The sequence below is a fragment of the Pacificoceanicola onchidii genome (assembly GCF_004804335.1).
GTDB lineage: Bacteria > Pseudomonadota > Alphaproteobacteria > Rhodobacterales > Rhodobacteraceae > Pacificoceanicola > Pacificoceanicola onchidii.
In genome coordinates this window covers 26,320-52,103 of record NZ_SRXY01000006.1, presented here as the reverse complement: position 1 = coordinate 52,103, position 25,784 = coordinate 26,320, and the positions used below count along the sequence as shown (strand labels likewise).

Below are 25,784 nucleotides of genomic sequence, written 5' to 3'. Positions count from 1 at the left end.
GCGCGTGCGGTGATGGATTTTGTTCTGACACCTGTTTTGGCGACGGTTATCTTCGTCATCGCCTGCCTCGCGGGCTACAGCTATCGCCGTGTGTGGAAAACCGAAGGGCCGCGCTGGCAGCTCTGGATTTACGGTGTGATTGCGGCGGGCTGTTTGCTGGTTCTGGGGTTTGTGCCGATGGAGGGGTAGGGGTTTCGGCCTTGAGAGGCCATTCCCCTCACCACAGGCGCGGAATCAAGGCCGCAGGCCGCCGCGCCATCATGCTGGAAGCATGTCTCCGACATGACGGGCCGTCCCGTCGCACCGGAGGTGCGCCGACAAGGGCTCGGCACGCCTTTGGCGTGACGGCACGGCGATTGGGCAATCGTGTCGAGCTAGACCTGACTAGCGCGCCAGTGGCTGGGATAAATCGAGGGGACCAGAGGGGGATCGCCGTACCACGGCCCGTCGATAGGCGCGGCTTGTTCTCTGGCTCAAAGGTCTGCGATGAGGTCCCGGATCAGGTCCGGGACGGGTGGGCGCTCAATGTCCCATCAAACCCCGTTCAGCCCTGCTGCTCCATCTCGTCGAGCATCTTCTTGGCCCGGGGGCAGGCGCCGAGGCGTTCGCGCAAGGGGCTGTCCGGGTCGATGTCTTTCTTGCAGACAAGGCATTTGTCCGCGTCGGAGATGGCGTTGAGCCCGCCGCAGCTGCCCTTGATCGTGCGTCCGCTGAACATCACCCCAACCGCCATGCCGATCATGACAAGGGCAAACAGGCCGAAGGTGAGCAGGAACGTGGACATGGGCGGGCTCTTTTGTCTTAGGCGGTCAGTTCAAGGAACTTGCGCGATGCGGTGGTTGTCACATCAGATGTGGCCTCTGCGCCCGTGCGATCAACAAACAAAACCGCCATGTCACGGGAATTTGCGATCTCGAGGCCCTTTTCGGTGCCCAGAACCAGCAGCGCCGTGGCCCATGCGTCCGCCAGCATCGCGTTGTCGGTCAGAACAGTCACGGACGCGGTGTTGTGCGTCACCGGACGGCCCGTGGTGGCGTCGATGATGTGGGAGAACCGCTCCCCGTCTGCTTCGAAGTAGTTGCGGTAGTCGCCGGAGGTGGCCATGCCGAGATCGGACAGACCCACGACCTGCATCACGCCGCGATCAAAGCTGCTCGGGGTCTCGATGCCGATCTGCCAGGGCAGACCTTCGGGGTTGCGGCCTGCGGTAACCAGATCGCCGCCGATCTCAACCATGTAATCGGTGATGCCGAAGGAGGCGAGGGCACGGGCGACGTGATCGACGCCAAAGCCTTTGCCGATGGCCGAGAGGTACACCTCTGCGCCGTCCTGCGTCTTGGTCAGCGTGGTGCCGGCCTGTGCGATGGACTGTGCCTGACCGCAGCAACCCATGGCGTCGAGAATGGCGGTCTCGGACGGAGCGGCTGTCTTCGGGGACTGGCCCGCGCCAAAGCCCCAGAGGTCGATCAGAGCGCCCACGGTGACGTCAAAGCGGCCCTGAGAGGCGCGGTTGACGTCCGCGGCGGCGGCCATGACTTCGGCCAGCTCGGCGGAGACGGTCAGGCTTTCGCCCTTGGCCAGCGCGTTGAAGCGCGAAATCTCGGAAGACGCGTCCCAGTTGGACATCTGCGTGTTCACATCCGCCAGCGCCGCATCAACGGCGGCCTGAAGCTCGGCCTTGTTCACAGCCTTGGAGTGATCAACCGCGACGATATTGTAACCGGTGCCCATGGTCAGCCCGGAAAGCTCCAGCACGGACCAGCCGGTTTTGCAGGCGGCCAGCGCGAGCGGCATGATCATGAAGCTGCGGCGGGAAAGGAGAAGAGAGTTCGACACGGGCGTACTCCGGAAGCTGTTGAAAGGTCCATTTCTGGTGTTCGCCCGCTTCTGAGGCAGAATGAGACGGGGTTCAACACTGAATCGAAAGATGTGAGCGAAAACACTCGGCGAAATCGCAAAAAGTGACCGAATCTGCCTTTAAAACCCGGCGTCCCTGTACCATAAGGCGCGCAGATGAAGGACAGGACTCAAGACGTGACGCAATATACGTTGAAGAAAGGTCTGGACGTTCCGGTGCTTGGGGCACCCGAATCCACGACCATCGACACAGCCACCGTCAGGACCGTCGCAATTCTGGGGCAGGATTACATCGGGCTCAAACCCCGTCTTGCCGTGCAGGAAGGTGATGTGATTGCCGCCGGTGCGCCGATCCTCGCACATAAAGACACTCCAGAGGTCAAGATCACCGCGCCGGTTTCCGGGCGCATCAAGGCGATCAACCGGGGCGCGCGCCGCGTGCTTGTGAGTGTCGAGATCGAAATCGACGACAGCGCCGCCGAACCGGTGGACTTCTCTGCCATTGGTGGTGCGGACAGCGCGGCTGGCGTGGCGGAAAAGCTCTGCGCGGCCGGTCTGTGGACCTCTTTCCGCACGCGGCCCTATTCCAAGGTGCCGGGCAGCGACGAGCGTCCCGCCGCGATCTACGTGACCGCCATGGACAGCGAGCCGCTCTCTGCCGATGCGGCGCAGATCATCGCGCTGGACGAGCAGGCCTTCACCGAAGGTCTGGCCGCCGTCGCGAAGCTGTCGGAAGGCAAGACCTACCTCTGCCACGAGACCGGCCACCACGTGGCGGGCCGCGAAGTGCAGGGTGTCGAGGTTGCCGCCTTTGACGGGCCGCACCCCTCGGGTCTCGCGGGCACGCACATGCATTTCCTCGAGCCGCCCTCTGCCGCCAAGACGGTCTGGAGCATCGGCTATCAGGACGTGATCGCCATTGGCCGTCTGTTTGACACCGGCAAGCTCGACAGCCGCCGCGTGGTTGCGCTGACCGGCCCGATGGTGCGCCATCCGCGTCTGGTGCACACGGTTGCGGGCGCGTCGTTGACCGAGCTGCTGGCCGAAGACCTGACCACAAAAATTCCGGTGCGCATGATCTCCGGTTCGATCCTCAGCGGTCGGGCAGGGGAGGGCGAGACGGCCTATCTCGGGCGCTATGCCCGCCAGGTCACGCTCATCGAAGAGGATCACAAGCAGATCCCGATGGGCTGGATCCGTCCGATGCCGTCGAAATATGCCTTCCAGCCGGTGCTCGGCTCCGCCTTCTCGAAGAAGCTCTACAAGCTGACCTCGAACCTCAACGGCGGCCGTCGCGCCATGGTGCCGATCGGCACCTTCGAACAGCTGATGCCGCAGGATTTCCTGCCGACGCAGCTCCTGCGGGCGCTTCTGGTGATGGACACCGACAGCGCGCAGGCGCTGGGTGCGCTGGAGCTGGACGAGGAAGACCTCGCGCTTTGCGGCTTCTCCTGCCCCGCCAAGTATGAATATGGCCTCGCGCTTCGCGACAGCCTGACCAAGATCGAGAAGGAGGGCTAGGCTTTGGGTCTGCGCAGTTTCTTCGACAGCATCGAGCCGCATTTCGTCAAAGGCGGAAAGTACGAGAAGTACTTCCCGATCTACGAAATGGTCGAAAGCTTCATCTACACCCCCAAGACGGTGACCACGGTCGCGCCGCACGCGCGCTCCTACATCGATATGAAGCGGATCATGACCTATGTGGTCATCGCGACGATCCCCTGCATTCTGTTCGGGATGTATAACACCGGTCTTCAGACCAACATGGCGATTGCCGAACATGGCGCCTCCGGCTGGCGCGCGGCGATCATCGAGGGGCTTGGCATTGGCTTCAATGCAAACAACCCGCTCGCCAACATGTTGCATGGCCTCATGTATTTCCTGCCGATCTATATCGTGACGCTGGTCGCGGGCGGGATTTTCGAGGTGGTCTTCGCCACCGTGCGCAAGCACGAGGTGAACGAAGGCTTCCTCGTGACCTCCATGCTTTACACTTTGATCGTGCCCGCTTCCACGCCGCTCTGGCAGGTGGCTCTGGGCATCATCTTCGGCGTGGTGATCGGCAAGGAAGTCTTTGGCGGCACAGGGAAAAACTTCCTCAACCCGGCGCTTGTCGGCCGTGCCTTCCTCTACTTCGCTTATCCGGCGCAAATGTCCGGGGACAGCATCTGGACCCCGGTTGACGGCTTCTCCGGCGCAACTGCCCTGTCCATCGGTGCATCCGACGGCTACCAGGCGCTGCCCGAGCGCGGCATCGACTGGATGGACGCCTTCATCGGCACCATTCAGGGCTCGTTCGGCGAGACCTCGACGCTGGCGGCGATGATCGGTCTGGCCTTCCTCCTGGTGGTGCGCATCGCCAACTGGCGTCTGATCGTCGGCTGTCTGGGCGGCATGATTGCCTTCTCGACCCTGCTGAACCTGATCGGCTCTGACACCAACCCGATGTTCGCCATGCCGTGGTACTGGCACCTTGTGCTGGGTGGCTATGCCTTTGGTCTGGCCTTCATGGTCACCGAGCCGGTCTCCGCCTCGCACACCAACATGGGCCGCTACATCTACGGCGCGCTGATCGGTTTCATGGTTGTGATGATCCGTGTCGTGAACCCGGCCTTCCCGGAAGGCATGATGCTGGCGATCCTCTTCGGCAACGTCTTTGCACCGCTGATCGACTACTTCGTCGTGCAGGCCAACATCAAACGGAGGGCCAAGCGTTATGTCTGATACTCACGAGCCCAAGGGCCCGCTGGCGCGCTTCCTCGCGGCACCGCCCGATGGCGTGGCCAAGACCGTGATCGTCGCGGGCACGCTGTGCCTTGTCGCCTCCATGGTTGTCTCCGCCGCCTCCGTGGCGCTGCGTCCGACGCAGGCGGAAAACCAGCTGCGCGACAAGCGGGTGAACATCCTGCAGGTGGCGGGTGTCTATGAGGACGGCGTAGAAGTGAACGAGGTGTTCGCCCAGTTCGAGCCGAACGTGCTGGACCTCTCGACCGGCGAGTTCACCGATCAGTTCGACGTGGAGACCTTTGACGCGCTGGCCGCGGCAGACGATCCGGCGATCATCCGTGATCTGGACGAAGACCCGGCGGGTCTCGGCGGCAGCATGGAAGCCTTCCGCATGGTCTACCTGCTGCGCGACGACGCCGGTGCCATCGACAAGGTGATCCTGCCGATCGAAGGCTACGGCCTGTGGTCCACGCTTTATGGCTTCATCGCGCTCGAAGAGAACGGCAACGACATCTTCGGCCTGCAGTTCTATCAGCACGGCGAGACACCGGGCCTTGGGGCGGAGGTTGACAACCCCCGCTGGAAAGCTCTGTGGAGCGGCAAGCAGCTGTTCAACGACGGCGGTGATCTGGCGATCCAGGTGGCCAAGGCCGCCGGTCCCGATGGCGCGGATCACCACGTGGACGCGCTTGCCGGGGCGACGCTGACTTCGGTGGGTGTTCATAACCTCGTGCGTTTCTGGATGGGGGAGACCGGTTACGGCTCTTTCCTCGAACGCCTGACAGCAGGGGAGGTGCAGTAATGGCACAGACCTATCGCAAGCAACTGATCGACCCGTTGGTCGACAACAACCCGATCACGCTGCAGGTTCTGGGCATCTGCTCGGCTCTGGCGGTGACCTCCTCGATGCAGGTGGCGCTGGTCATGACCATCGCGGTGACGGCGGTGACGGGCTTTTCGTCCATGTTCATCTCGATGCTGCGCAACCAGATCCCCAGCTCGATCCGGATCATCGTGCAGATGGTCGTGATCGCGAGCCTCGTGATCCTCGTGGACCAGATCCTCAAGGCCTATGCCTACGAGATCTCGAAGACGCTTTCGGTCTTTGTCGGCCTGATCATCACCAACTGTATCGTGATGGGCCGCGCCGAAGCTTTCGCCATGAAGAACCCGCCGATCGACAGCTTTATCGACGGGGTTGGCAACGGGCTTGGTTATGGCCTGCTGCTGATGGTCGTGGCGTTTTTCCGCGAACTGCTGGGCGCGGGCTCGCTTTTCGGCATCACCATTTTCGAGACGGTCAACAACGGCGGCTGGTACGTGCCCAACGGCATGATGCTGCTTCCCCCGTCTGCGTTCTTTGTCATCGGTCTGATCATCTGGGGCGTGCGCACCTGGAAACCGGCACAGGTGGAAGAGCGTGAATACAAGATCCAATCGGTAGAGGCACACTGATGGAAGGTCTGATTTCCCTCGCGGTCAAGGCGATCTTTGTTGAGAACCTGGCCCTCTCCTTCTTCCTGGGCATGTGTACCTTCCTTGCCGTGTCCAAGAAGATCTCCACGGCCATGGGCCTTGGTATCTCGGTCATGGTGGTGCAGGCCATCACCGTGCCCGCCAACAACCTGATCCTGAACTACCTGCTGGCGCCGGGCGCGCTGGCCTGGGCAGGGTTCGGCGACGTGGACCTGACCTTCCTTGGTCTGATCTCCTACATCGGCGTCATCGCAGCGCTGGTGCAGATCCTCGAGATGGTGCTCGATAAGTACTTCCCGCCGCTCTACAACGCGCTCGGGGTCTTCCTGCCGCTGATCACGGTTAACTGCGCCATTCTGGGTGGTTCGCTGTTCATGGTGGAACGCTCCTACGACTTCGCAGAGGCCGCGACCTACGGCGTCTCTTCCGGCTTTGGCTGGGCGCTGGCGATCACCGCCATGGCGGGTGTGCGCGAGAAGCTGAAGTATTCGGACATTCCGGACGGGCTGCAGGGCCTTGGCATCACCTTCATCACCGCGGGACTGATGGCGCTGGCCTTCATGTCTTTCAGCGGCGTGAAGCTGTAAGGGGAGGGCAGGAACCATGGCAACGTTTGGACTTGGAATTTTCCTCTTTACCCTGATCGTTCTGGCGCTGGTGGCCATCATCATGGCCGCCCGTTCCAAGCTGGTCAGCACCGGGAACGTCAACATCGAGATCAACGGCGAGAAGACGATTTCCGTCCCCGCCGGTGGCAAGCTGCTGCAGACATTGGCTGAGCAGAAACTCTTCGTGCCTTCCGCCTGTGGCGGCGGCGGCACCTGCGCGCAGTGCCGCGTGCGCATTCATGAAGGCGGCGGGTCGATCCTGCCGACCGAGGAATCGCACATCACCAAGCGCGAGGCCGCCTGCGGCGACCGCCTGTCCTGTCAGGTGGCCGTGAAGCAGGACATGAAGATCGAAGTGCCCGAAGAGGTCTTCGGCGTGAAGAAGTGGGAGTGCACCGTGCGCTCCAACGAAAACGTCGCGACCTTCATCAAGAACCTTGTTCTGGAACTGCCCGAAGGCGAAGACGTGAACTTCCGCGCCGGTGGCTACATCCAGATCGAAGCGCCGGCGCACAAGCTGTCCTACAAGGAGTTCGATATTCAGGACGAATATCACGAGGACTGGGATCGCTTTGACCTGTGGCAGTATCAATCGACCGTCGACGAGCCGATCGAGCGCGCCTATTCCATGGCGAACTACCCTGATGAAAAGGGTCTGATCATGCTCAACGTGCGTGTCGCCTCGCCGCCTCCGGGCTCGCAGGGCATCCCGCCGGGTCAGATGTCGTCGTTCATCTTTAACCTCAAGCCCGGTGACAAGGTCACCATTTCCGGCCCGTTCGGCGAGTTCTTTGCCCGCGACACGCAAAAGGAAATGGTCTTCATCGGCGGCGGTGCAGGCATGGCCCCGATGCGCAGCCACATCTTCGACCAGCTCAAGCGTCTGGAAAACCGCGATCGCAAGATCACCTTCTGGTACGGTGCGCGTTCGAAGAAAGAGATGTTCTTTGTCGAGGACTTCGACCAGCTGGCCGAAGAGTTCGACAACTTCGAATGGCACGTGGCCCTGTCCGACGCCATGCCGGAGGACGACTGGAGCGGCTACACCGGGTTCATTCACAACGTTCTTTACGAAGAGTACCTGAAGAACCACCCGGCACCAGAAGACTGCGAGTTCTACATGTGTGGCCCGCCGATCATGAACAGCTCGGTCATCAACATGCTGCTTGAGCTGGGCGTCGACCGCGAAGACATCATGCTGGATGACTTTGGTGGGTGAGATCTGGTCCGCGTAGCGGCAAACGCTCCGGGGGAGCGTTTGAGGATCGAACGGGCGAAGCCCCGGCCGATGACAATACCAAGGGGGCCACAGCGGCCCCCTTTTTTCGTTGTTCGGGGCGGCCTCGGGCACGGAGCTTGCCCAAATGGTTAAAAGTGTTCAGTATTGCGGGCAGAGATTTGAGAGTTGGAAGGTCTTCTATGCTGAAAGCGTTTTTGTCCGGATTGGTCTTGTCCTGCGCGGCGTCCCTGGCGCAGGCGGGCACGATCAACGTCAATGCCAGCGGTCTTCTGCCATCGAGCCCGTTCAACACCACGCCGGAGATATGGGAGTTTTCGGGCAGTTTCTCGGATGGTCTGACGGATGCCTTTGGTGCGCTTCCGGGCGGGACGTTCGAATTTGAACCGGCGGATCTGGCAAGCTTGAGCTTTTCGATCGGGGGCACCGAGATCGGTTTCCTGACACCAACACCGGGTCTGCTCGACAGCCGGGTGGTGGTGAATTCTTCGGGCCTGTCGTTCTCGCTGTTTTTTGACCCCAGCGATCCGTTTTTCGGCGGCGGGTACTCGAGTGCCAGTTTTTCGATCTTCGTAGACGGCGGCCCTTTTGCCGCGGACTTTGAAGACCTGAGCACTCTGTTCTCCATCGCCCCTGCGGCGTCGACAGGTTGGTTGTTTTATCAGCCCACGGGCGGCAGTTTCGGCAGCAGCTTTGCGATTGGAACGGTGGAGGCGGCCCCGGCGGCGGTGCCGTTGCCTGCCTCACTTCTGCTGCTGCTGAGCGGGCTCGCCGGACTGGCGGCAGCCCGGCGGCGCGTCTAGACCTTATCCCCGAAGCCGCGCGCGCAGGTACTTCGCCGCAGAGCGGTAGTGGCTCGGCCCTGCCGCCTCGGCCCAGCGGCCCGGCGTCCAGTGGTTGTTGCCGCCTTTCATGGGCGCGCCGTAAAGGTCGGCGTCGCTGAGCCCTTCGATAAAGGCCAGAAGCGCCGCGTGGCGCTCCGCCAGCATCTCGCGCGCCGCATCCCAGCCCAGATCCATCTGTCTGGCACGCAGATCGGCGTTGTAGCGTTTTAACTCGTTCCACTTGTAACCGGGGGCGGGCAGGGCGACCTCCAGCCCGGCCATGCCATCCCGATACCAGCCAAGAAACAGGTCAATCCAATGGGCGCGGTGGCCGATGATGTCCTTGATCGAGGTGTCATCCACGTCCTTTTCCAGCGCCTTCTCCGCAGGGATCGGCGCGAGCACGCGTGCAAGCTTGGCGTACTCCTTGACCGTCACTGTCAGAAGTTCGTCTTTGGTTTTTGCAGGCATTGTGGACCCTCCGTTGTGGATGGCCCAAGTATACGCCCAACTTGTGGTTGTTTGCCTTGATCAGGGTCAGAGCCCTAGGGTCAGGACCCATTGATTTACGACGCGCAGTTTGACAGATTTTGTTTCAGGCAAGGCATAGAGCTGCAGGAATAGTTATCTATTTCAAGGCTCTATAACGCAGGCTGGGGCAAAATCCGTCAAACCCAAAGGGCAAGGAGAAATGCACGCTCTCGTCCTTCGGACCGTGGCTTCCTTGCCAAGGCAACCAGCCTTGCCTGCGAAATCCAAACGTCTGATAACGCGCATTTTTCCTTGCTGCGTATCGCAAATCAATGGGTCCTGACCCTAAGCGCAAACAGCCCTAGCCCGTAAAATCAATTGTTGCCGCAACCGCCCGTTTCCAGGCAGCGTATTTCGTCTCGCGCTGGCTGGCGTCCATGGCCGGGTCAAAGCGCGCCTCGGCGCTCCAGCCCTTGGCAAAATCACCCATGGGCGGCAGGATCCCGGCCTGGTGCCCGGCGAGCCAGGCCGCGCCCATGGCGGTGGTCTCCAGCACTTCGGGGCGCTCCACCGGCGCGCCGATCACGTCCGAAAGGAACTGCATCGCATAGCTTGATGCGCTCATGCCGCCGTCCACGCGCAGCGTGCTCTGCGTGGCCCCCGGCCAGTCGGCGGTCATCGCCTCGAGCAGATCGCGGGTCTGGTAGCCGACCGATTGCAGCGCGGCGCGCGCGAATTCTTCCGGTCCGGAGCCGCGCGTCAGTCCAAACATCGCCCCGCGGCATTCCGCGTTCCAGTAGGGCGCGCCAAGCCCGGTGAAGGCGGGCACGCAGATTACGTCCTGCGTATCATCGGCGGCCTCGGCCAGAGGCTGGGTTTCGGACGCGTTGCGGATGATCTTCAGCCCGTCCCGCAGCCATTGCACCACGGCCCCCGCGATAAAGATCGAGCCTTCGAGCGCGTAGGTCGGTTTGCCACCCAGCTGGTAGGCGATGGTGGTCAAGAGGCGGTTGTTCGAGGTGACCGGCGTCTCGCCGGTGTTCAGAAGCGCAAAGCAGCCAGTGCCATAGGTGGACTTGAGCATCCCCGGCTCGAAACAGGCCTGACCGATGGTGGCGGCCTGCTGATCTCCGGCCACGCCAAGGATCGGGATTTCCGCGCCAAAGAGATCGGCGCGGGCCATGCCGAAGTCGGCGGCGCAGTCCTTGACCTCGGGCAGCATGGTCATCGGGATGCCCAGCATGTCGCACATGGTCTTGGACCAGCGGCCCTTGCGGATGTCATAGAGCATGGTACGGGCGGCGTTGGTGGCGTCCGTGACGTGCTCTGCTCCGCCCGTGAGCTTCCAGATCAACCATGTGTCGACGGTGCCGAAGAGCAGCTCGCCGCGTTCGGCCCGGGCGCGTGCGCCCTCGACGTTATCGAGCAGCCAGGCGACCTTGGTGCCGGAGAAATAGGGATCGAGCAGCAGGCCGGTGCGGTCCGTGACGGTCTGTTCATGGCCCGCCGCCTTGAGCTCCTGACAGAGCGCAGAGGTGCGGCGGTCCTGCCAGACGATGGCGTTGTGGATCGGCTCGCCGCTGATACGGTCCCAGATCAGCGTGGTTTCGCGCTGGTTGGTGATGCCGATGCCCGCGATGGCCTCGGCCTTGATCCCGGCCTTTTCCATGACCGCGCGGCAGGTGGCGGCGGTGGTGGTCCACAGATCGGAACAGTCATGCTCGACCCAGCCCGAGGCGGGGTAATGCTGTTCGAACTCCTCCTGCGCGGTGGCGAGGATCTTCAGATCCGTGTCAAAGAGGATCGCGCGGCTGGACGTGGTGCCCTGGTCGATGGCGAGAATATGGGTCATGCGGTCTCCTCCCTCATGGGTCCGTTTGGTCGAGTGTCAGCGATCTGCGCCGGGATGAAAAGCGCTCTTATTCGGCGGCCGTGGCCGGGGTCGCGCGGCTTTGGGCCATCCAGTCGTCGAGCGCCGTGATCTGCTCGGCGGTTAGGCGCAGGCCCAGTTTGGAGCGCCGCCAGACCACGTCATGGGCCGTGCGCGCGTATTCATGGGACATGAGCCAGCGCACTTCGCTCTCCGTGAGCCCCGCGCCGAAATCAATGCCCAGATCGTCGGCGGCCCTTGCGCCGTGCAGGATGTCGCGGGCGTCGGTGCCATAGGCGCGGATCAGGCGGAGCGCCTGGCGGTTTTTCAGAAACGGGTGGCGGGCCTTGAGATCGTCCACAAGGTTTTGCACCCCGTCCACCGGAAAATCGCCGCCGGGCAGGGGGATGCCAGCGGTCCATGGGCCTTTGTCCGAAGGGATATGCGACGCGATCTGCTCCAAGGCGCTTTCCGCGAGACGGCGGTAGGTGGTGATCTTGCCGCCAAAGATGTTCAGCACCGGCGCACCGGCGGAGGTGTCGACCTTGAGCGTGTAATCGCGCGTGGCCGCCGTAGCGCTGCTTGCGCCGTCGTCATAGAGCGGGCGCACGCCGGAGTAGGTCCAGACGATGTCGTCGGCGCTGATGCCTTGCGTCAGGTATTGATTGACAAAGGCGATCAGGTAGTCGCGTTCGGTGTCGGTGATCTGTGGTTTGTCGTCAGGGTTTGCGTGTTCGGCATCAGTGGTGCCGATCAGGGTGAAATCGGTCTCGTAGGGGATGGCAAAGATGATGCGCCCGTCGGTGCCCTGAAAGAAGTAGCATTTGTCATGATCGAAGAGGCGGCGGGTCACAATGTGCGAGCCGCGCACAAGGCGCACGCCTTCGCGGGAGTTGAGCCGCGCGGTGTTCTGGATGATGTCGCCAACCCACGGCCCGCCCGCGTTGACCAGCATGCGGGCGCGGTGCAGGCGGGTTTCGCCATTTTCGCTATTGCGCGTTTCGATCTCCCACAGGCCGTCTGTCTGGCGGGCCGAGAGCACCTTTGTCCGGGTCAGGATCTGCGCGCCGCGCGCTTCGGCGTCGCGGGCGTTGAGCACCACAAGGCGCGAATCTTCGACCCAGCAATCGGAGTATTCATAGGCCTTTTCAAAACGCTGATCGAGCGGCGCACCTTCGGCGGTGCCCTTGAGTGACAGGGTTGATGTGCCGGGCAGGATTTTGCGCCCGCCCAGATGGTCGTAGAGGAACAGGCCGAGCCGGATCAGCCACGCGGGGCGGCGGCCCTTCATCCAGGGCATGACAAAGCTGAGCAGTTTCGAGGTGGGCGTGTCGCTCTCGAAACGCATATCCTTATGATAAGGCAAGACAAAGCGCATGGGCCAACTGATATGGGGCATGGCGCGCAGGAGGGTTTCGCGCTCGATCAGCGCCTCGCGCACGAGGCGGAACTCGAAGTATTCCAGATAGCGCAGACCACCGTGAAACAGCTTGGTCGAGGCCGAGGAGGTGGCAGAGGCGAGATCGTTCATCTCCGCCAACGTGACGGTCATACCGCGCCCCGCCGCATCACGCGCGATGCCGCAGCCGTTGATGCCGCCGCCGATGATGAACAGATCGCTGATAGCGGACGTGCTGGAATGGGTCACGGGAATCCCCCTTGCTGGATGCGGCGGACATTAGTGGCAAAAGGCATAAAATCGCAAGTTCGAAATGTTCGTTTATGTTCGAAAATTGGGGGCGAGGGCGACATATTCGCCAGAATTCCCGAAGATTCTTGCCTTCCTGCCCCTGTTTCCCTTAGGCAAGACCCCGGAAATGCGCGGAAATGTGCGGTTTCGCGCGGATAACAAGAGACGGTTCCCCATGTCCCAATCCTTCAGGCATCCCGAAATCCTCGACATCGCGCGGCAGGAGGGGAAGGTCAGCGTCGAAGGGCTGGCGCAGCATTTTGGCGTGACGTTGCAGACCATCCGGCGCGATCTGACCGATCTGGCCGAAGCGGGACAGCTTGAGCGGGTGCATGGCGGCGCGGTGCTGGCCTCGGGCACGACAAACATCGGCTACGAGGCGCGCCGGTCGATCAACCCCGAAGGAAAGACGGCGATTGCCCGCGCCTGTGCCGCGCAGATCCCGGAGAATTCGGCGCTTTTTCTGGGCATCGGCACCAGCACGGAGGCGGTGGCGCGCGCGCTGGTGCATCACAAGGACCTGATGGTGGTGACGAACAACATGAACGTCGCGAGCATTCTCGCGGCCAATCATGATTGCGAGGTGATCGTCACCGGCGGGCAGTTGCGGCGCTCCGATGGCGGGCTGGTCGGCGCGCTCGCGGTGGAGACGATCCGCCGGTTCAAGTTCGATCTGGCGGTGATCGGGTGCTCGGCGCTGGATGCGGATGGCGACATGCTTGACTATGACATCCAGGAAATCAGCGTGAGCCAGGCGATTGTGCAGCAGTCGCGGCGCACGGCGCTGGTGGCCGATCACAGCAAGTTCACCCGCCACGCCCCGGCCAAGATCGCCTCGCTTCGGGATGTGGACACCTTCTATACGGACGCCGCCCCGGCGGAGGTTCTGGCAGAGGCCTGCCGGGGCTGGGCGACCGAGGTTCAGGTCTGTCACTGACCGGCTTTGCCCGCTTTGCATTTCAAACGCCCGATCGCCGCGCACAAAAATTGAGCGCGCGGGCAGGGGGATAGTCTTTTTCTGCCACCTTCAGAAATTTTACCATTTGATAAAAAATTCGATTCGTGCCAGCCTTTCCTCAAGAGCACAGATCGGAGAGCCAGGATGACTTCCAAGCTAACTGACGGCATCACCGCCGGGCGCTTGCCGGGTGAGGTGATTGGCGCCAACTTTGCGGACCTGCACCCCGCCTATGATGCGCATGAGGCGCTGGTGGCGGCGGATCGCTGTTATTTTTGCCATGACGCGCCCTGCATGACGGCGTGCCCGACGAGCATCGACATACCGTTGTTCATCCGGCAGATCGCCACGGGCACCGAAGAGGCGGCGGCGAAAACCATTCTCGAACAGAACATCCTGGGCGGCATGTGCGCGCGGGTTTGCCCCACAGAGACGCTCTGCGAAGAGGTCTGCGTGCGCGAGGTTGCCGAGGGCAAGCCGGTGGAGATTGGCCGCTTGCAGCGCTTTGCCACGGACAGTCTGATGGCTGCGGGTGTGCATCCGTTTGAGCGCGCCGAGACGACCGGCAAATCGGTTGCCGTGGTCGGGGCGGGGCCTGCGGGTCTGTCCTGTGCACACCGTCTGGCCATGCTGGGCCATGACGTGGTGATCTTCGAGGCGCGGGCGAAGTCCGGCGGTCTCAACGAGTTTGGCATCGCGGCCTACAAGAGCACCGACGATTTCGCGCAGGCAGAGGTGGACTGGCTCCTGAAGATCGGCGGGATCGAGATCCGTCATGGCCAGCGGCTTGGGTCCGAGATCAGCCTGCAAGGGCTGGGCGAGGATTTTGATGCAGTGTTCCTAGGCATGGGTCTGGCGGGTGTGAACGCGCTGGGGCTGGACGAGAAAGACGGCGTGTCCGCGGCGGTCGATTTCATTGCGGAACTTCGGCAGGCCGAGGATCTGGCCGCACTGCCCGTCGGGCGGCGCGTGGTGGTTGTCGGCGGCGGCATGACGGCGGTCGACGCTGGCGTGCAGGCGAAGCTTCTGGGAGCGGAAGAGGTGACGATTGTCTACCGGCGCGGCAAGGAGGCCATGGCGGCCTCCGAGTTCGAGCAGGATCTCGCGGCGCAAAAAGGCGTGCGGATCATTCACAACGCGACCCCCGTGGGCGTGGAAGGCAACGGCAGCCTGAGCGGCGTGCGTTTTGCCTATACCGAGACCCAGGACGGCAAGCTGGTCACACTGGACGAAGGCTTCACGCTGGCGGCGGATCAGCTGTTTCAGGCGATTGGTCAGAAGATCGACGGGGTGCCGGACGATCTGTCGGTTGAAGGCGGCAAGATTACGGTCAGCGCGACCGGCGCCACCTCGAAAGCGGGCGTCTGGGCCGGGGGCGATTGCGCGAGCGGCGGCGACGATCTGACGGTGACCGCCGTTGCAGAAGGCCGCGATGCGGCGATGGATATTCACGCCCGTCTGACAGGGGCGGCGGGGTAAAACCCCGCCCTACGAGAGGTATATAGATATGGCTGATCTGACGAGCGACTTTCTCGGTATCAAGAGCCCGAACCCGTTCTGGCTGGCCTCTGCGCCGCCGACGGACAAGGAATACAACGTGCGTCGCGCCTTTGAGGCGGGCTGGGGCGGGGTGGTCTGGAAGACCCTCGGCATGGAAGGCCCGCCGGTGGTGAACGTCAACGGGCCGCGTTATGGCGCGATCTGGGGGGCGGACCGGCGGCTTCTGGGTCTTAACAACATTGAGCTGATCACCGACCGGCCTTTGGAGGTGAACCTCGAAGAGATGGCACGGGTGAAGGCGGACTACCCGGACCGCGCGCTGATTGCCTCGATCATGGTGCCCTGCGAAGAGGCCGCGTGGAAGGCGATCCTGCCGCGTGTGGCGGAGACCGGCGCGGATGGGATTGAGCTGAACTTCGGTTGCCCGCATGGCATGAGCGAGCGCGGCATGGGCAGCGCGGTGGGGCAGGTGCCCGAGTACATCGAGATGGTGACGCGCTGGTGCAAGCAATATTACGACAAGCCGGTCATCGTGAAGCTGACGCCGAACATCACCGACATCCGCAAGCCTGCGGCGGCGGCGCGAAATGGCGGGGCGGACGCGGTCAGCCTGATCAACACGATCAACTCGATTACAGCGGTCGACCTTGACCAGATGTGCCCGCAGCCGACAATTGACGGAAAGGGCAGCCACGGCGGCTATTGCGGACCGGCGGTCAAGCCGATTGCCTTGAGCATGGTCAGCGAGATTGCCCGCGCGCAGGCGACGCACGGTCTGCCGATCAGCGGCATTGGCGGGGTGACCACATGGCGCGACGCGGCCGAGTTCATGGCGCTTGGCTGCGGCAATGTGCAGGTCTGCACGGCGGCGATGACCTATGGCTTCAAGATCGTGCAGGAGATGATTTCGGGCCTCAGCCAGTGGATGGATGAGAAAGGCTATACCTCGACCTCCGATTTTGTCGGCATGGCCGTGCCGAACGTGACCGACTGGCAGTATCTCAACCTCAACCACATCACCAAGGCGCGGATTGATCAGGATGCCTGCATCAAATGCGGGCGCTGTTATGCGGCCTGCGAAGACACCTCGCACCAGGCGATCACCATGTCGCCGGAGCGGGTGTTCGAGGTGCAGGATGACGAATGCGTGGCCTGCAACCTGTGTGTGAACGTCTGCCCGGTGGAGGATTGCATCACCATGGAGACGCTGGCGCCGGGCATGGTGGATGAGCGCACCGGGAAGGTCGTCGAGGAAGACTACGCCAACTGGACAACCCATCCGAACAACCCGATGGCATCGGCGGCGGAATAAGACAAAAGCCCGCCAGTCTCCTCACGGCGGATCGTTCCACGGCGCGGGATGCGGCCTGTGGAGCATTGAGCGGCGCGCGATCTCCCTCGCGCGCCGTTTTTTGATTTTGGGAGAGGGGCGGGGTGGCTGGATTGAGCGGCTGTTGATGTTTTAAGGTTGGGAGGGGGGCAGTGAGCGGCTGCGACCGTCTTTAGGCAGACCGGTGGAAGTCCGCAATGAGGCCAAAGAGTATAAAGTTTGGGTTCGGGAGGATCCGGCTCAAAGAGCCTTGAGCAGTCATAGAGTTCACCTCGTCCCGGACTTGATCCGGGGCTTCAAGGTTAGAGCACAAGCCGCGCCTGTCGACGGGCCGTGGTGCGGCGATCCAACTGTTGATCTCCTCGATTTATCCCAGCCACTGGTGTGCTAGGCCAATGAGGCTCGATCCGAAAACCCAATCGCCGTGCCGCGGGGACGGCCCGTCGATAGGCGCGGCGGCCTGCGGCCTTGATTCCGCGCCTGGGGTGAGATGAACGGCCGCTTCAGGCCAAATTCTCGACTTCGGGACTTCTAACGGTCAGCGACCGCTTCGTCCGCGAACCTACTATTTCGACTGTCGTTCTCGGGTTTCAGGGAGCAAAGAGCTTGCAAAGGGGGGCTTCATTCCGGCGGGCGGCCTGTCAGACGCTCAACGCACCGTCCCCAACCCCCTCAGACCGTCAAAAGCCGCGTGTACATCGCCGTCAGGAACTCATCCGCCTCGTCGAAGCGCCTGGCTTCGCGGTCCGGGCCCAGGACCCCGCGCACCTGCACGTCGAAGTCGGCGTAGTGCTGTGTGGTGGCCCAGATCGAGAACATCAGGTGCCGCGCGTCCACCGGGGCGATGCGCCCTTCGGCGGCCCAGCCTTCGATCACGGCGGCTTTCTCATCGACCAGAGCTTTGAGATCGCCGCTCAGCACGTCCGAGATGCGCGGTGCGTTCTGGATCATCTCGGTGGCAAACAGGCGGCTTTCGCGCGGCATCTCGCGCGACATGGCGAGCTTGCGGTGCACATAGGCGAGGATCTCCGAAACCGGATCGCCATCGGCCGAGATCTGCCGCAGCGGGTCAATCCAGATGTCCAGCAGCGCTTCGAGCAGGTCGCGGTAGATCGCTTCCTTGCTGTCGAAATAGTAAACCACGTTCGGCTTCGACAGCCCGGCCTGCGAGGCGATGCGGTCGAGCGTGGCCCCGCGCAGCCCCGCTTCGGCAAAAACATCCAGCGCGGCTTCGAAAATCTCGGCGCGCTTTTCGCGTTGGATTCGGGTCTTTCCGCCCGAGTCGAGCCGGGGTCTGCTTGGGCTGTTCACCGTATTTCGACCTTTCGCGCTGTGTGGCGTTCGTTCAAACGCCTGTTTTATGGGCGGTTTGCCCGTGATGGTGCAAGGGTTCAATTAAATCCTTGACCGGGTGGGGACCCCGCCTTGATATTTGACCATATGGTCAGGATTCTCCTGAAGCAAGCCGGGACGGGTATCCGCGGCCAGCCAAAGGAAAGAACGGGGAAAAACATGGCGCCACTCAGCAACATTCGCATCAACGGAGATCGTCTTTGGGACAGTCTCATGGAGATGGCCAAGATAGGCCCCGGCGTCGCAGGGGGCAACAACCGCCAGACCCTGACGGACGAAGACGGCGAAGGCCGGGCCTTGTTCCAGTCGTGGTGCGAGGCGGTGGGCTGCACCATGGGGCTCGACGAGATGGGCAATATGTTCGCCCGCTACGAAGGCACGGACCCGGACGCGCTGCCGGTCTATGTGGGCTCGCATCTGGACACGCAGCCCACGGGTGGCAAATACGATGGCGTGTTGGGCGTGCTTGGTGGTCTGGAAGTGCTGCGCAGCCTGCATGAGCACGGCATCAAGACCAAACACCCGATTGTGGTGGTGAACTGGACCAACGAAGAGGGCACGCGGTTTGCTCCGGCAATGCTCGCCTCCGGCGTTTTTGCGGGCAAGCACACGCAGGACTGGGCCTATGACCGGGTCGATGCCAAGGGGCTGCGCTTTGGCGATGAGCTGGAGCGGATCGGCTGGAAGGGCGATGAAAAGGTCGGGGACCGTAAGATGCACGCCATGTTCGAGTTGCACATCGAGCAGGGGCCGATTTTGGAAGCCGAGGGCAAGGACATTGGCGTGGTCACCCACGGACAAGGGCTGCGCTGGATCGAATGCACGGTGACGGGCAAGGAGAGCCACACCGGCTCGACGCCGATGCACATGCGGATCAATGCGGGACGCGGGCTCGCCCAGATCACCGAACTGGTGCATGAGATCGCCATGAAGCATCAGCCCAATGCAGTCGGGGCGATTGGTCATATCGACATCTACCCCAACTCGCGCAACATCATCCCGGGCAAGGCGGTCTTCACCATCGATTTCCGCTCGCACCTGCAGGAGGTGATCGACGCGATGCTGGAAGAATTCCATGACCGCGCGCCGGGATTGTGCGAGGCTTTGGGGGTGACGTTGGAGACGGAAATCGTCGGCCAGTTCAACCCGCCGGCCTTTGACGAAGGCTGCGTGGCAGCGGTGCGCTCGGCGGCGGAGCGGCTGTGCTATTCCCATATGGATATCGTCTCCGGCGCAGGGCATGATGCCTGCTGGATCAACGATGTGGCCCCTACGGCGATGATCATGTGCCCTTGCGTGGACGGTCTGTCGCACAACGAGGCCGAGGAGATTTCCAAGGACTGGGCAGCGGCCGGGACGGACGTGCTCTTCCACGCGGTTGTGGAGACGGCGGGGGTTGTGGAGTGAGGTTGGTCATAGCCGCCATACTCACATTTGCTAGCTCGCCTGCTTGCTCCAAAGATTGGACCGGATTTGTTTACCCCTCGGAAAACGATCTAACGGTGCATGCGGAACTGGGCAATTACTCTACTTATGAGAAGTGCAGAGCTGTTGCCATCAAAGTCCTTGATGCTTTTGGAAGAAAGCAATCTGGTGCTTTTGAATGCGGATACAAGTGCAGGGAACCGCAATCCGATTTGAGTTTGTGGGTTTGCCAAGAAACAAGGGACGACTAAAATGACCACAGTCATCAAAAACGGAACCATCGTCACCCATGACCGCACCTACAAGGCGGACGTGCTGATCGAAGGTGGACAGATCATCGAGATTGGCGCGGACCTCAAGGGTGATGAGACGCTCGACGCCACTGGTTGTTATGTCATGCCGGGCGGGATTGATCCGCATACGCATCTTGAGATGCCCTTCATGGGCACGTACTCCACCGATGATTTTGACAGCGGCACCCGCGCGGCGCTCTCGGGCGGGACGACGATGGTTGTCGATTTTGCTCTGCCGAGCCCCGGGCAGGGGCTGCTGGATGCGCTCAAGATGTGGGACAACAAATCCACCCGCGCCCATTGCGATTACTCCTTCCACATGGCGGTGACATGGTGGGGTGAGCAGGTCTTTGACGAGATGCAGACCGTGGTGAACGAGCGCGGCATCAACACCTTCAAGCATTTCATGGCCTACAAAGGCGCGCTGATGGTGAATGATGACGAGATGTATGCCTCGTTCCAGCGTCTGGCGGAACTGGGCGGCATCGCCATGGTCCATGCCGAGAACGGCGATGTGGTGGCCGAACTCAGCGCCAAGCTGCTGGCGGAGGGCAACACAGGCCCCGAGGCCCACGCCTATTCCCGTCCGCCGCAGGTGGAGGGTGAGGCAACCAACCGGGCGATCATGATTGCGGATATGGCCGGGGTGCCGTTGTACGTGGTGCACACCTCCTGCGAGGAAAGCCACGAGGCCATTCGCCGGGCACGCCAGCTTGGCAAACGGGTCTGGGGTGAGCCGCTGATCCAGCATTTGACGCTGGATGAAAGCGAGTATTTCAATCCCGACTGGGATCACGCGGCGCGCCGCGTCATGTCCCCGCCGTTCCGCAACAAACAGCATCAGGACAGCCTCTGGGCGGGCTTGCAAGCAGGTTCCCTGAGCGTTGTGGCGACGGACCACTGCGCCTTCACCACCGAGCAGAAGCGCTATGGGGTGGGCGATTTCACCAAGATCCCGAACGGCACGGGCGGCCTTGAGGACCGGATGCCGATGCTCTGGACCTATGGGGTTGGCACCGGGCGTCTGACGCCGGAAGAGTTCGTGGCGGTTACATCAACAAACATCGCCAAGATCCTGAATTGCTACCCGAAAAAGGGTGCGATCCTGCCGGGAGCAGATGCGGATATCGTGGTTTGGGACCCGGAAAAGACCAAAGTGATTTCGGCGGGCGCGCAGGTCTCGGCGATTGACTACAACGTGTTCGAGGGCAAAGAGGTCAAAGGCCTGCCGCGCTTTACGCTCACCCGAGGGCATGTGGCGGTGCATGATGGCGAATTGCGCTCGCAGGAAGGCCATGGCGAATTTGTGAAGCGCCAGCCGAACACGGCCACGAACAAGGCGCTTTCCACATGGAAAGAGTTGACCGCCCCGCGTCCTGTGGAGCGGACCGGTATTCCGGCGACGGGGGTGTAAGGGGCGCTTGCCCCCCATGCCCTGAGCCAGCAACACAGACCCTGAAAAGACTGAACACATCTTCCATGACTGACCCTATCCCAAGCCAGCCCGAGACCGCCGACGCGGTGATCACGGCCAGCGATCTGAACCTGACGTTCCAGACCAATGACGGGCCGGTGCACGCGCTCAAGGACGTGAACCTGACCATCAACAAAGGTGATTTCGTCAGCTTCATCGGCCCGTCGGGCTGTGGCAAGACGACTTTTCTGCGGGTTGTGGCGGACCTTGAGCAGCCCACGGGCGGGCAAGTGACGGTCAATGGCGTCAGCCCCGAAGAGGCCCGCAAGGCAAGGGCTTATGGCTATGTCTTTCAGGCGGCGGGGTTGCTGCCGTGGCGGACGATTGGCGGCAACATCCGCGTGCCTTTGGAGATCATGGGCTATTCGAAAGCCGAGCAGGCGGACCGGGTTCGCCGCGTGCTGGAGCTGGTGCATCTCGATCAGTTCGAGAAGAAGTTCCCGTGGCAGCTTTCGGGGGGCATGCAGCAGCGGGCGTCGATCGCGCGGGCGCTGTCCTTTGATGCGGATATTCTCTTGATGGATGAGCCCTTTGGGGCGCTCGATGAGATTGTCCGCGATCACCTGAATGAGCAGCTTCTGGAGCTTTGGGGGACGACCGGCAAGACCATTGGTTTTGTCACGCATTCGATCCCCGAAGCGGTCTACCTGTCGACGAAGATCGTTGTGATGTCGCCGCGTCCGGGGCGGATTACGGATGTGATCGAAAGCACGCTTCCACGCGAACGCCCCTTGGAGATCCGCGACACGCCGGAGTTCATCGAGATCGCCCACCGCGTGCGCGAAGGGCTGCGGGAGGGGCACGCATGAGGGGTTTGCGCGGCAATTTCCATCGATGGAAATTGCAAAAGCCGTGGACGGCTTTTGGTGCGGGAGGCGCAGGTCATGCGTAACATCCTGCCGATCCTCACGGTGGTGGCCGTGATTGTGGCGCTGTGGTACGCGCTGGCGGTCGTTCTGAACGCGCCCTGGGCCTACTCCAAGGCCGAGCGGGCGGAGCAGACGCTCAGCTTCTCCGAAATGGTCTCCGACACGATGGCGCAGAAGAAACCGCGCCTGCCCGCGCCGCATCAGGTGGCGGTGGAGATCTGGGAGACCACGGCGGAGAAGAAGATCACCTCCAAGCGTTCCTTGATCTATCACGGCTGGATCACCTTGCAGGCCACGCTTCTGGGCTTTGCCTTTGGCATCGCTTTGGGCATCGGGCTGGCGGTGGCGATTGTGTATTTCCGGGTGGTGGACATGTCCGTCATGCCCTGGATCATCGCGAGCCAGACCGTGCCGATCCTCGCCATTGCGCCGATGATCGTGGTGGTTCTGGCCGCGCTTCAGGTGGATGACATCGTCGCCAAAGGTGTGATTTCCATGTATTTGTCCTTCTTCCCGGTGGTTGTTGGCATGGTCAAAGGGCTGCGCAGCCCGGACGGGATGCTGATGGATCAGATGAAGACCTACAGCGCCTCCGCGTCCCAGACCTTCTGGAAGCTGCGGCTGCCGAACTCCGTGCCCTATCTCTTCACCTCGCTGAAGGTGGGGGCGGCGGCCTCGCTGGTGGGGGCGGTCGTGGCGGAGCTGTCTTTGAGCCAGAACGGCGGGCTCGGCGCGCGATTGCTGGCCGGGAGTTATTACGGGCAGACGATCCAGATCTGGTCGGCGCTCTTGTCGGCGGCGACGCTGGCGGCGCTGATGGTGATGAGCCTTGGGGCGCTTGAAAAAGCCACGCTCAAACGGATGGGGATGGCGGCATGATGTGGATTGCCCTTGCCCTGATTGTCTGGGCCGCGGCCTTTGCGCTGAACGTCTTTCTCGTGCGCAACAAAGCGCCGGGGGTGGGCTATCTCGTGCCAGTGATCTTTGGCCTGACCCTGCTGTTTGTCTGGGAAGGGTTTGTGCGCGGCTTTGGCATCTCGCCGGTGCTGCTGCCGCCGCCAAGCGCGATTGGCGCGGCGCTGGTCTCGAAGACGCATATCCTCTGGGAAGACCTTGTGCAGACCTTCTTCAAAGGGGCCTTGTCCGGTTACATCATCGGCTGCGGCTCTGCTTTTGTCATCGCGCTGCTGATTGACCGCTCGCCTTTCCTGCAACGGGGGCTTTTGCCGGTGGGCAACTTCATCGCGGCGCTGCCCATCGTCGGGCTCGCGCCGATCATGGTGATGTGGTTCGGCTTTGACTGGCAGTCGAAGGCGGCGGTGGTTGTGGCCATGGTCTTCTTCCCGATGCTGGTGAACACAGTGCAGGGCTTGCAGGCGACGGAAGCCATGCAGCGCGATCTGATGCGGACCTATGCGGCCAGCTACTGGCAGACTTTGGTCAATTTGCGGCTGCCGGCTGCCATGCCGTTCATCTTCAACGGGCTCAAGATCGCCACAACCCTGGCGCTTATCGGCGCGATCGTTGCCGAATTTTTCGGCTCTCCGATCAAGGGCATGGGCTTTCGCATCTCGACGGAAGTGGGCAAACTTGCGCTGGATATGGTCTGGGCGGAGATTACAGTGGCGGCACTGCTCGGCTCTGCCTTTTACGGGACGGTCGCCCTTTTCGAGAAGAGGATGACCTTCTGGCATCCGAGCCAAAGACATTAAAGTTCATAATAGCCAACCTAACAGGGAGCAAAACAATGAAAACCATTCTCAATACCGCGCTGGCCGGTGTTCTCGCCTTTGGCGCGGGCATGGCGCAGGCCGCTGACGAGGTGACGCTGCAGCTCAAGTGGGTCACGCAGGCGCAATTTGCGGGCTACTACGTGGCCGCCGACAAAGGGTTCTACGAGGAAGAGGGCCTTGACGTGACGATCAAGCCGGGCGGCCCGGACATTGCTCCGGCGCAGGTGATCGCGGGCGGCGGCGCGGATGTCGTGCTGGACTGGATGCCCTCGGCGCTGGCCTCGCGCGAGAAGGGCCTGCCGCTGGTGAACATTGCGCAGCCGTTCAAGTCCTCGGGCATGATGCTGACCTGCCGCAAGGACACCGGCATCACCGCGCCGGAAGACTTCAAGGGCAAGACGCTGGGGGTCTGGTTCTTTGGCAACGAGTATCCGTTCCTGAGCTGGATGAGCAAACTGGGCATACCGACGGATGGCTCCGAAGGCGGCGTGACGGTGCTCAAGCAGGGCTTCAACGTGGATCCGATCCTGCAGGGGCAGGCGGCGTGTATTTCGACCATGACCTACAACGAGTACTGGCAGGTGATTGACGCGGGTCTGACCGCCGATGATCTGGTGACCTTCAAGTATGAGGATATGGGCGTGGCGACGCTGGAAGACGGCATGTATGTGCTCGAAGACAACCTTGCCGACCCGGCCTTCAAGGACAAGATGGTCCGCTTTGTGCGCGCCTCGATGAAAGGCTGGAAGTACGCCGAGGAGAACCCGGATGAGGCGGCGGAGATTGTGCTCGACAACGACGCGACCGGTGCGCAGACCGAAGAGCATCAGAAGCGCATGATGGGCGAGATCGCCAAGCTGACGGCGGGCTCGAATGGTGCGCTGGACGTGGCCGATTATGAGCGCACGGTGCAGACGCTGCTGGAAGGCGGCTCTGATCCGGTGATCACGGCGGCACCGGAAGGGGCCTACACGATGGAAATCACCGATGCCGCTCTGAACTGAGTTATTGGTGGATGAATGCAGGCGGGCGCTCTTTTGGGGCGCCCGTTTTGTTTTGTCGGTGGGCGCGCTTTGGCCTGAAGCGGCTCTTCATCTCACCACAGGCGCGGAATCAAGGCCGCAGGCCGCCGCGCCTATCGACGGGCCGTCCACACGGCACGGCGATTGGGTTGTTGCTGGGCGTTACACCGGCCTAGCGCACCAGTGGCTGGGATAAATCGAGGGGATCAACAGTCGGTTCGCCGCACCACGGCCCGTCGATAGGCGCGGCTTGTGCTCTAACATTGAGGTCCCGGATCATGTCCGGGACGGGGTGAACTCAATGACTGCTTCAGGCCAGATCTACCCCTTCGGCACCTCGAACTCCGGCAGGCTGTCGAGCGCGTCCTTGAGCATGTCACCCCAACCTTGGGAGATGTGCTGGAAGTAGGGATCATCCTGTTCGATGCGTCCGGAGGGGCCCTTGCGCAGGCTGTCCACCTCATAGAGGTGGAAATCCATGGGCGCGCCGACGGTCAGGTTCGCCTTCAAGGTCGAGTCGAAGCTGACCAGAAGCAGCTTCATTGCGGCCTCAAAGCTCATGTGCCGGTCATAGGCGCGCACCAGGATGGGGCGGCCGTATTTCATCTCGCCGATCTGGAAAAACGGCGTGTCTTCCCCGGCTTCGATGAAGTTGCCTTCGGGGTAGATCAGGAAGAGGCGCGGCTCGCTGCCGGCGATCTGACCGCCAAGGATCAGCGTGGCGTTGAAGGCGCTGTCGGCGCGCTGGCCCGCGTCCGCCTGCCGGTCAATCACTTCACGCAACGTGTCCGCCACCATGCGCGCGGCCTGGAACATGGATGGCGCGCCAAGCAGCGAGGGCGTGCGCTCTTCGGGGGATTTGCTGCGCTCGTCGAGAAGGCTGACCACCGCTTGCGTGGTGGCCAGGTTCCCGGCGGCCATCAGGGTGATGACGCGCTCGCCGGGTTCTTCCCAGACCGTCATCTTGCGGAAGGTGGAAATGTTGTCGAGCCCCGCGTTGGTGCGGGTGTCCGACATGAAAACCAGCCCCTTTTCGAGGACCATCCCAACGCAGTACGTCATGCGTT

24 protein-coding genes are annotated in these 25,784 nt (G+C 62.1%); 17 read left to right on the top strand and 7 right to left on the bottom strand.

Annotation, left to right across the window (positions count from 1 at the left end):
* Positions 1 to 12 precede the first annotated feature (12 nt).
* The gene (locus E4662_RS24115) at positions 13 to 189 is read left to right on the top strand and encodes a hypothetical protein (protein ID WP_168798000.1); all 177 of its coding nucleotides are present in this window, start codon (positions 13 to 15) and stop codon (positions 187 to 189) included.
* Between the two features lie 355 nt (positions 190 to 544).
* Here E4662_RS24115 and nqrM read toward each other — a convergent pair whose 3' ends face one another.
* Positions 545 to 784: a (Na+)-NQR maturation NqrM gene (nqrM, locus tag E4662_RS15845; RefSeq protein ID WP_136442585.1), complete on the bottom strand. Its 240-nt coding sequence runs from the start codon at positions 782 to 784 to the stop codon at positions 545 to 547.
* Positions 785 to 801: 17 nt separating this feature from the next.
* A complete protein-coding gene (locus E4662_RS15840) occupies positions 802 to 1,836 on the bottom strand; it encodes an FAD:protein FMN transferase (RefSeq protein ID WP_136442584.1) in 1,035 nt (344 codons plus the stop codon).
* A gap of 198 nt (positions 1,837 to 2,034) precedes the next feature.
* On the opposite strand from E4662_RS15840, the gene E4662_RS15835 reads away from it, so the two are divergent.
* From E4662_RS15835 to E4662_RS15805, 7 genes are all read left to right on the top strand, one after another.
* Positions 2,035 to 3,378 carry a Na(+)-translocating NADH-quinone reductase subunit A gene (locus E4662_RS15835; RefSeq protein ID WP_136442832.1) on the top strand — a complete coding sequence of 448 codons (1,344 nt, stop codon included), beginning with the start codon at positions 2,035 to 2,037 and terminating at the stop codon, positions 3,376 to 3,378.
* A 3-nt stretch (positions 3,379 to 3,381) separates the two neighbouring features.
* Positions 3,382 to 4,581, top strand: a complete 1,200-nt coding sequence (locus tag E4662_RS15830; protein ID WP_136442583.1) for an NADH:ubiquinone reductase (Na(+)-transporting) subunit B — start codon at positions 3,382 to 3,384, stop codon at positions 4,579 to 4,581.
* Positions 4,574 to 5,386, top strand: coding sequence for a Na(+)-translocating NADH-quinone reductase subunit C (locus E4662_RS15825; protein WP_136442582.1), 813 nt, complete (start codon positions 4,574 to 4,576; stop codon positions 5,384 to 5,386). Before E4662_RS15830 ends, E4662_RS15825 begins: the two co-directional genes overlap by 8 nt.
* Positions 5,386 to 6,039, top strand: a complete 654-nt coding sequence (locus E4662_RS15820) for an NADH:ubiquinone reductase (Na(+)-transporting) subunit D (RefSeq protein ID WP_136442581.1) — start codon at positions 5,386 to 5,388, stop codon at positions 6,037 to 6,039. The genes E4662_RS15825 and E4662_RS15820 overlap by 1 nt, the downstream gene beginning before the upstream one ends.
* Positions 6,039 to 6,647 carry an NADH:ubiquinone reductase (Na(+)-transporting) subunit E gene (nqrE, locus tag E4662_RS15815; protein WP_136442580.1) on the top strand — a complete coding sequence of 203 codons (609 nt, stop codon included), beginning with the start codon at positions 6,039 to 6,041 and terminating at the stop codon, positions 6,645 to 6,647. The genes E4662_RS15820 and nqrE overlap by 1 nt, the downstream gene beginning before the upstream one ends.
* Positions 6,648 to 6,663: 16 nt before the next feature.
* The gene (gene nqrF, locus E4662_RS15810; protein WP_136442579.1) at positions 6,664 to 7,887 is read left to right on the top strand and encodes an NADH:ubiquinone reductase (Na(+)-transporting) subunit F; all 1,224 of its coding nucleotides are present in this window, start codon (positions 6,664 to 6,666) and stop codon (positions 7,885 to 7,887) included.
* Positions 7,888 to 8,087: 200 nt separating this feature from the next.
* Positions 8,088 to 8,708 (top strand): VPLPA-CTERM sorting domain-containing protein, encoded by a 621-nt coding sequence (locus tag E4662_RS15805; protein ID WP_136442578.1) that lies wholly within the window; start codon positions 8,088 to 8,090, stop codon positions 8,706 to 8,708.
* Positions 8,709 to 8,711: 3 nt separating this feature from the next.
* Here E4662_RS15805 and E4662_RS15800 read toward each other — a convergent pair whose 3' ends face one another.
* The 3 genes from E4662_RS15800 to glpD all read right to left on the bottom strand — a co-directional run bounded on the left by E4662_RS15800 (position 8,712) and on the right by glpD (position 12,724).
* Complete coding sequence (locus tag E4662_RS15800; RefSeq protein ID WP_136442577.1) at positions 8,712 to 9,200, bottom strand: ClbS/DfsB family four-helix bundle protein; 489 nt, start codon at positions 9,198 to 9,200, stop codon at positions 8,712 to 8,714.
* A gap of 361 nt (positions 9,201 to 9,561) precedes the next feature.
* Positions 9,562 to 11,052 carry a glycerol kinase GlpK gene (glpK, locus tag E4662_RS15795; RefSeq protein ID WP_136442576.1) on the bottom strand — a complete coding sequence of 497 codons (1,491 nt, stop codon included), beginning with the start codon at positions 11,050 to 11,052 and terminating at the stop codon, positions 9,562 to 9,564.
* Positions 11,053 to 11,119: 67 nt separating this feature from the next.
* Complete coding sequence (glpD, locus tag E4662_RS15790) at positions 11,120 to 12,724, bottom strand: glycerol-3-phosphate dehydrogenase (RefSeq protein WP_420819271.1); 1,605 nt, start codon at positions 12,722 to 12,724, stop codon at positions 11,120 to 11,122.
* 211 nt (positions 12,725 to 12,935) lie between these two features.
* Here glpD and E4662_RS15785 point away from each other — a divergent pair, with 211 nt between their 5' ends.
* The 3 genes from E4662_RS15785 to preA all read left to right on the top strand — a co-directional run bounded on the left by E4662_RS15785 (position 12,936) and on the right by preA (position 16,530).
* On the top strand, positions 12,936 to 13,697 hold the full coding sequence (locus E4662_RS15785; RefSeq protein WP_136442574.1) for a DeoR/GlpR family DNA-binding transcription regulator: 762 nt from the start codon (positions 12,936 to 12,938) through the stop codon (positions 13,695 to 13,697).
* A 165-nt stretch (positions 13,698 to 13,862) separates the two neighbouring features.
* The gene (locus E4662_RS15780) at positions 13,863 to 15,197 is read left to right on the top strand and encodes an NAD(P)-dependent oxidoreductase (RefSeq protein ID WP_136442573.1); all 1,335 of its coding nucleotides are present in this window, start codon (positions 13,863 to 13,865) and stop codon (positions 15,195 to 15,197) included.
* Positions 15,198 to 15,225: 28 nt separating this feature from the next.
* Positions 15,226 to 16,530 carry an NAD-dependent dihydropyrimidine dehydrogenase subunit PreA gene (gene preA / locus E4662_RS15775; RefSeq protein WP_136442572.1) on the top strand — a complete coding sequence of 435 codons (1,305 nt, stop codon included), beginning with the start codon at positions 15,226 to 15,228 and terminating at the stop codon, positions 16,528 to 16,530.
* A 690-nt stretch (positions 16,531 to 17,220) separates the two neighbouring features.
* Here the strand turns inward: preA and E4662_RS15770 are convergent.
* Positions 17,221 to 17,859, bottom strand: a complete 639-nt coding sequence (locus tag E4662_RS15770; RefSeq protein WP_136442571.1) for a TetR family transcriptional regulator C-terminal domain-containing protein — start codon at positions 17,857 to 17,859, stop codon at positions 17,221 to 17,223.
* 201 nt (positions 17,860 to 18,060) lie between these two features.
* Between E4662_RS15770 and E4662_RS15765 the strand changes: the two genes are divergently transcribed.
* The 6 genes from E4662_RS15765 (at position 18,061) to E4662_RS15740 (ending at position 24,699) form a co-directional block, all read left to right on the top strand.
* Entirely contained in the window at positions 18,061 to 19,308 is a 1,248-nt protein-coding gene (locus E4662_RS15765; protein WP_136442570.1) for a Zn-dependent hydrolase, read from the top strand.
* 270 nt (positions 19,309 to 19,578) lie between these two features.
* Positions 19,579 to 21,033: a dihydropyrimidinase gene (gene hydA / locus E4662_RS15760; RefSeq protein ID WP_136442569.1), complete on the top strand. Its 1,455-nt coding sequence runs from the start codon at positions 19,579 to 19,581 to the stop codon at positions 21,031 to 21,033.
* Between the two features lie 65 nt (positions 21,034 to 21,098).
* Positions 21,099 to 21,902, top strand: coding sequence for an ABC transporter ATP-binding protein (locus E4662_RS15755; RefSeq protein ID WP_136442568.1), 804 nt, complete (start codon positions 21,099 to 21,101; stop codon positions 21,900 to 21,902).
* Positions 21,903 to 21,977: 75 nt separating this feature from the next.
* Positions 21,978 to 22,841, top strand: a complete 864-nt coding sequence (locus E4662_RS15750; protein ID WP_136442567.1) for an ABC transporter permease — start codon at positions 21,978 to 21,980, stop codon at positions 22,839 to 22,841.
* Entirely contained in the window at positions 22,838 to 23,674 is an 837-nt protein-coding gene (locus tag E4662_RS15745; RefSeq protein WP_136442566.1) for an ABC transporter permease, read from the top strand. The genes E4662_RS15750 and E4662_RS15745 overlap by 4 nt, the downstream gene beginning before the upstream one ends.
* A 35-nt stretch (positions 23,675 to 23,709) precedes the next feature.
* Complete coding sequence (locus tag E4662_RS15740) at positions 23,710 to 24,699, top strand: ABC transporter substrate-binding protein (protein WP_136442565.1); 990 nt, start codon at positions 23,710 to 23,712, stop codon at positions 24,697 to 24,699.
* 339 nt (positions 24,700 to 25,038) lie between these two features.
* On the opposite strand, the gene E4662_RS15735 is transcribed toward E4662_RS15740, so the two are convergent.
* Positions 25,039 to 25,779 carry a proteasome-type protease gene (locus E4662_RS15735; protein WP_206080301.1) on the bottom strand — a complete coding sequence of 247 codons (741 nt, stop codon included), beginning with the start codon at positions 25,777 to 25,779 and terminating at the stop codon, positions 25,039 to 25,041.
* Positions 25,780 to 25,784: the final 5 nt, after the last annotated feature.

Bases quoted from the DNA above. Each gene is read 5' to 3' on its own strand.
- E4662_RS24115 (WP_168798000.1), top strand. From the start codon at position 13: ATGGATTTTGTTCTGACACCTGTTTTGGCGACGGTTATCTTCGTCATC.
- nqrM (WP_136442585.1), bottom strand. From the start codon at position 784: ATGTCCACGTTCCTGCTCACCTTCGGCCTGTTTGCCCTTGTCATGATC.
- E4662_RS15825 (WP_136442582.1), top strand. From the start codon at position 4,574: ATGTCTGATACTCACGAGCCCAAGGGCCCGCTGGCGCGCTTCCTCGCG.
- E4662_RS15820 (WP_136442581.1), top strand. From the start codon at position 5,386: ATGGCACAGACCTATCGCAAGCAACTGATCGACCCGTTGGTCGACAAC.
- nqrE (WP_136442580.1), top strand. From the start codon at position 6,039: ATGGAAGGTCTGATTTCCCTCGCGGTCAAGGCGATCTTTGTTGAGAAC.
- nqrF (WP_136442579.1), top strand. From the start codon at position 6,664: ATGGCAACGTTTGGACTTGGAATTTTCCTCTTTACCCTGATCGTTCTG.
- E4662_RS15805 (WP_136442578.1), top strand. From the start codon at position 8,088: ATGCTGAAAGCGTTTTTGTCCGGATTGGTCTTGTCCTGCGCGGCGTCC.
- E4662_RS15800 (WP_136442577.1), bottom strand. From the start codon at position 9,200: ATGCCTGCAAAAACCAAAGACGAACTTCTGACAGTGACGGTCAAGGAG.
- glpK (WP_136442576.1), bottom strand. From the start codon at position 11,052: ATGACCCATATTCTCGCCATCGACCAGGGCACCACGTCCAGCCGCGCG.
- E4662_RS15785 (WP_136442574.1), top strand. From the start codon at position 12,936: ATGTCCCAATCCTTCAGGCATCCCGAAATCCTCGACATCGCGCGGCAG.
- E4662_RS15780 (WP_136442573.1), top strand. From the start codon at position 13,863: ATGACTTCCAAGCTAACTGACGGCATCACCGCCGGGCGCTTGCCGGGT.
- preA (WP_136442572.1), top strand. From the start codon at position 15,226: ATGGCTGATCTGACGAGCGACTTTCTCGGTATCAAGAGCCCGAACCCG.
- E4662_RS15765 (WP_136442570.1), top strand. From the start codon at position 18,061: ATGGCGCCACTCAGCAACATTCGCATCAACGGAGATCGTCTTTGGGAC.
- hydA (WP_136442569.1), top strand. From the start codon at position 19,579: ATGACCACAGTCATCAAAAACGGAACCATCGTCACCCATGACCGCACC.
- E4662_RS15755 (WP_136442568.1), top strand. From the start codon at position 21,099: ATGACTGACCCTATCCCAAGCCAGCCCGAGACCGCCGACGCGGTGATC.
- E4662_RS15750 (WP_136442567.1), top strand. From the start codon at position 21,978: ATGCGTAACATCCTGCCGATCCTCACGGTGGTGGCCGTGATTGTGGCG.
- E4662_RS15745 (WP_136442566.1), top strand. From the start codon at position 22,838: ATGATGTGGATTGCCCTTGCCCTGATTGTCTGGGCCGCGGCCTTTGCG.
- E4662_RS15740 (WP_136442565.1), top strand. From the start codon at position 23,710: ATGAAAACCATTCTCAATACCGCGCTGGCCGGTGTTCTCGCCTTTGGC.
- E4662_RS15735 (WP_206080301.1), bottom strand. From the start codon at position 25,779: ATGACGTACTGCGTTGGGATGGTCCTCGAAAAGGGGCTGGTTTTCATG.